This is a genomic window from Stenotrophomonas sp. Sm2128 (assembly GCF_030985535.1).
GTDB lineage: Bacteria > Pseudomonadota > Gammaproteobacteria > Xanthomonadales > Xanthomonadaceae > Stenotrophomonas > Stenotrophomonas maltophilia.
The window spans coordinates 1-4,334 of sequence record NZ_JAPTFQ010000139.1 but is presented as its reverse complement, the minus strand read 5'-3'; the positions used below and the strand labels follow the sequence as shown (position 1 = coordinate 4,334).

Annotated in this window: 3 protein-coding genes; all 3 read left to right on the top strand. The window is 69.1% G+C overall.

Annotated elements, in window-relative coordinates; translation table 11 throughout:
• Positions 1-200 precede the first annotated feature (200 nt).
• The 3 genes from O0K41_RS21990 to pepQ all read left to right on the top strand — a co-directional run bounded on the left by O0K41_RS21990 (position 201) and on the right by pepQ (position 4,258).
• Positions 201-2,480, top strand: coding sequence for a DUF1631 family protein (locus O0K41_RS21990; protein WP_088435520.1), 2,280 nt, complete (start codon positions 201-203; stop codon positions 2,478-2,480).
• Complete coding sequence (locus tag O0K41_RS21985) at positions 2,477-2,851, top strand: PilZ domain-containing protein (protein WP_005410894.1); 375 nt, start codon at positions 2,477-2,479, stop codon at positions 2,849-2,851. The genes O0K41_RS21990 and O0K41_RS21985 overlap by 4 nt, the downstream gene beginning before the upstream one ends.
• Positions 2,852-2,926: 75 nt before the next feature.
• The gene (pepQ, locus tag O0K41_RS21980) at positions 2,927-4,258 is read left to right on the top strand and encodes a Xaa-Pro dipeptidase (protein WP_012481166.1); all 1,332 of its coding nucleotides are present in this window, start codon (positions 2,927-2,929) and stop codon (positions 4,256-4,258) included.
• Positions 4,259-4,334 lie beyond the last annotated feature (76 nt).

The following is a 4,334-nucleotide window of genomic DNA, read 5'->3' as shown; positions in this document are numbered from 1 at the left end:
GCTCGGGCGCCGAGGAACACGTGCTGCGCCGCTGGAAGCTGAAGCACCCGCAGGCCTACCTGGACAGCGCCGGCACTACCGTTCATCGGTCGGGCCAGGCCCGGCGGATGCGATTCACGTTCAGCCTAAAGTAGCGCCGACATCGGCCGACACGGTAGATTCACCAGATCGATCCGCGGGAATCCGGGTACCGCCTGCCGATGTCAGCTGTCTTTTCCATCACTCCTGCCGACAAGAACCGCCTGGCCGCCAGCGATCTGCCACCGCGGGTACGTGAGCTGCTGGGCGCGCTGATCGGCCTGTGCCGGCAGACGCTGGCCGCGCCCCTGATCCTGACCGTCGAGGCGCTGGAGCAGACCCTGCTGCACGACGCCGACCGCGCACGCAATCCGCAGCAGCAGGCCGAGCTGATGGCCCAGCGTGGACAGCTGCACGCCTTCGCCGGCCATTTCGCCGATCGCATGCTCGATGCCGTGGCCGACGCCCTCGCGCGGTTGCGCGAACCGGTCAGCGGTGTCAGTACCAGTGCCAGGCCGCCAGCGCTGCCGGGCATGCTCGGGCTGTCGCTGGTTGATGAGCACGAAGTGGATCGCGACCTGCTGCTGACCGAGATGGTGCGGCGCGAAACCCTGCGTTCAACCAACACACTGAACCTGCTGGGCCAACGCCTGGGCGTACTGGCGGCGGCGCCGGCCTTCGAGGCCGACACCCTGCCGCTGGCACCGCAGGCACTGTGCGCGATGGTGCGCCGGATTGCCGAACAGGACGCGCTGAGCGTCGAGGTACAGCTGGCGCTGTATCGCAGTTTCGAACGGCAGGTGCTGGAACGGCTGGGCGATATCCTTGACCGTGCCAATGCCCTGCTGGCCCAGTCCGGTGTACTGCCGGGGCTGGTCTACACCCCCTACCTGGCACGCTCGTCGAGCACGCGGCGGATCATCACCCAGTCGGTGGGGGGCGGCCGCACCACGCAGCCGGCCAAGCGCACCGCAGCCCCCCTGACCGGCTGGAACGGTTCGGCGCCGGCCGGCTCCTGGTCCAGCCTGGTACAGGACGCCTTCCACGAGGGCGGCGCAGCCGGCCCCGCCACGCCGGGCGTGACCACCTCCACCGGCAGTGCACTGCATGAGCTGCTGCAGCAGGCGCGGCACGGCAGCCCTTCCCCGGCGGACAGCGGCGCGGTGCCCAGCGCGGCAGTCGACGCGGTACTCGCGCGCCTGCAGGCCCAGTCCAGTGCGGCAACCGGTGTGGCCGACCTGCAGGCTGCCGTGGTCGCGCAGCTGCGCAGCGAGCATGGTGCGCAGGCACAGCTGGGCAGTCACGACCGGGACAACCTCGACCTGCTGCGCATGCTGATGCAGCAGGTGCAACAGCAGCAGCGCCCCGATCCAGTGCCGGCCGCGCTGCTGGCCCGCCTGCAGGTACCCCTGGCACGCGCCGCCATGGCCGATCCGGGCTTCTTCGTGCGCGACGAACACCCCGCGCGTGAGCTGCTCAATCAGATCGCCGAAGTCGGCGCCAACTGGCTGGGCGATGAGGATGTCGACCCGCAGCTGCTGCAGCGCATGGCGCAGAGCGTGCAGGGCCTGCTGGGGCAGGATGCGCGTGCGCCGGAAGTCTTTGCCGCCGCCAGTGAAGACGTGCAGCAGCACCAGCGCGCGGCGGCCCATCGTGCCGAACTGGCCGAGCGCCGCCATGTGGAAGCCGCGCGCGGCAAGGAACGATTGGAACTGGCCCGTCGCCAGGCCACCGCACAGATCGACCAGTGCTGCGACACCCGGTCGCCACCGCGCTTCGTGCAGACCTTGCTGCGCCAGGCCTGGGCCGATGCGCTGACCCTCACCCGCCTGCGCCATGGCGACGATTCACCGCAATGGCAGGAGCGCCTGCAACAGACCGAGCGCATCGCTGCCATCACCGCGCAGGCCATCGACGCTCCCGGCGGCACCGATACCGCACTGGCAGCGGACGTGGAGGCCGCATTGCTGCAGGTCGGCTACCACGCCGAGGAAGCCGCCGCTGTCGCGCGCAGGCTGGCCACGCCCGGCGGCGAGGATGAAAGCACCTCGCGTACCGAGCTCAGCGCACGCCTCAAGGCACGTGCGCGCCTGGGCGAGCACGCCGGCACGAACAGTGGCGCCGCACCTGCCACGCCGCGCAGCAGCGCCGAAGAAGCGGCCTACCAACAGCTGTCCAGCCTGCCGTTCGGCAGTTGGTTCGACATCGACACGGGCGATGGCACGATGCGCCGCCAGCGCCTGTCCTGGTACAGCCTGCTGACCGGCCACGCGTTGTTCGTCAATGCGCGCGGGCAGAAGATCACCGATACCGACCTGGATGCGCTGGCACGGCAGATCAGTGCCGGGCGCGCGCAGCTGGTCACCGAAGACAAGGGCCGGCTGGTCGACCGTGCCTGGGAAGCCAGCCTCGGTGCGCTGCGCGCACTGGCCACGGCTCGCGCACAGGAGACCCCCGCATGAAAGCCGTACCGCCGCAGGACACCCGCCGCGCGCCGCGCCGCCAGGTCTCGGACCTGGTGCCGGTTACCGACCAGATGCGCGAGTGCGTGGTCGGGCGCCTCGGCAATGTCTCCGAAACTGGCATGCTGATGCTGGCCAGCATGCCGCTGCGCGAGGATGCGCTGTACCAGCTGCGCTTTCCCTTGCCATTGGGTGATGGCCGCCAGCAGGCCATCGACGTAGGCGTGCATCTGCTGTGGAGCGAGCCCGCACACGTTCCCGGGCAGAGCTGGACCGGCTTCCGCTTCCTGACCCTGTCGCGCGAACATCGGCAGCTGCTGCGGCAGTGGGTGGGCGAAGACAGCGACGAGGGACCGGTTTCGACGGCCTGAGTGCCGGTTCCGGCACAGCGGTTTTTCGCGGTATGCGGCAGAATCTAGGGCCGTTTTCCGTGTCGAGCCACCGCAATGATCCAGCAAGACCCCGGCGCCCTGTATTCCGACCACCTGGCCGTGCTGTGCCGACGCGCCGAACAGGCGCTGGCCCGCGGCGGCTTCGACCATCTGGTGGTGCCCAGCGGCACCCTGCACTACCAGGTGTTCGACGACCGCGACTACCCGTATGCGGTCAACCCGCAGTTCAAGGCCTGGCTGCCGCTGACCCGCGTGCCCAACAGCTGGATCGTGTTCACCCCGGGCAAGCGCCCGGCAGTGATCTTCCACCAGCCCTTCGACTACTGGCACGTGGTACCGGACGCCCCCAGTGGCTGGTGGGTGGAGCACTTCGACATCCACATCATCCGCAAGCCCGAAGAGGCGCTGGCCCTGCTGCCGGCCGACCCGTCGCGCTGCGCGATCCTGGGCGAGCCGCAGAGCGCGCTGGGCAACTACGTGCCGAACAACCCGGCGCCGGTGGTGAACTACCTGGAATGGCACCGAGGCAGCAAGACGCCGTATGAAATCGCACTGATGCGCCAGGCCCAGGTGCTGGGCGTGCGCGGCCACCGCGCCGCCGAGGCCGCGTTCCGCAACGGTGCCGACGAATTCAGCATCCACATGGCGTACTGCCAGGCCGTCGGCCAGGATGCCAACGAGCTGCCCTACGGCAACATCGTGGCGTTGAACGAACACGCCGCCGTGCTGCATTACACCGAGCTGGGCCGCAAGGCACCGCAGCCGCTGCGCAGCTTCCTGATCGACGCCGGCGCCAGTGCGCACGGCTACGCCAGCGACATCACCCGCACCTACGCCGCGCAGGGCCACGACGAATTCGCCGCGATGATTGCGGCCGTCGACGCCGCCCAGCAGCAGATGTGTGCAGCGGTGCGCCCGGGCTTCGACTACAAGCAGCTGCACGTGGACGCACATCTTTCGCTGATGGGCGTGCTGAAGGACTTCGGCGTGATCAAGGTGTCGCCGCAGACCGCGCTGGAGACCGGCGTCAGCGCCGCATTCTTCCCGCACGGCATCGGCCACCTGATCGGCCTGCAGGTGCACGACGTGGCCGGCTTCGCGGCCAGCGACGAGGGCGGCCGCATCGAGCGCCCGGCCGGCCATCCCTACCTGCGCCTGACCCGCGTGCTGGAACCGGGCATGGTGGTGACCATCGAGCCAGGCCTGTACTTCATCGACATGCTGTTGAACGAAGTGAAGGACGCCGGCCATGGTGATGCGATCAACTGGGAGCGCGTGGACTTCTTCCGTCCGTATGGTGGCATCCGCATTGAAGACGAAGTGCTGTGCACTGATGGCGAGGCGGACAACCTGACGCGGCCGGCGTTTGCTGCGGCGAACGGCTGAGCCCCTCGTGGTTGGGCGCTGAATTCAAAAGCCGCGCTTGGTGGGGCGGGGTGGGTTCACGGCGTCCCCCGCGAAC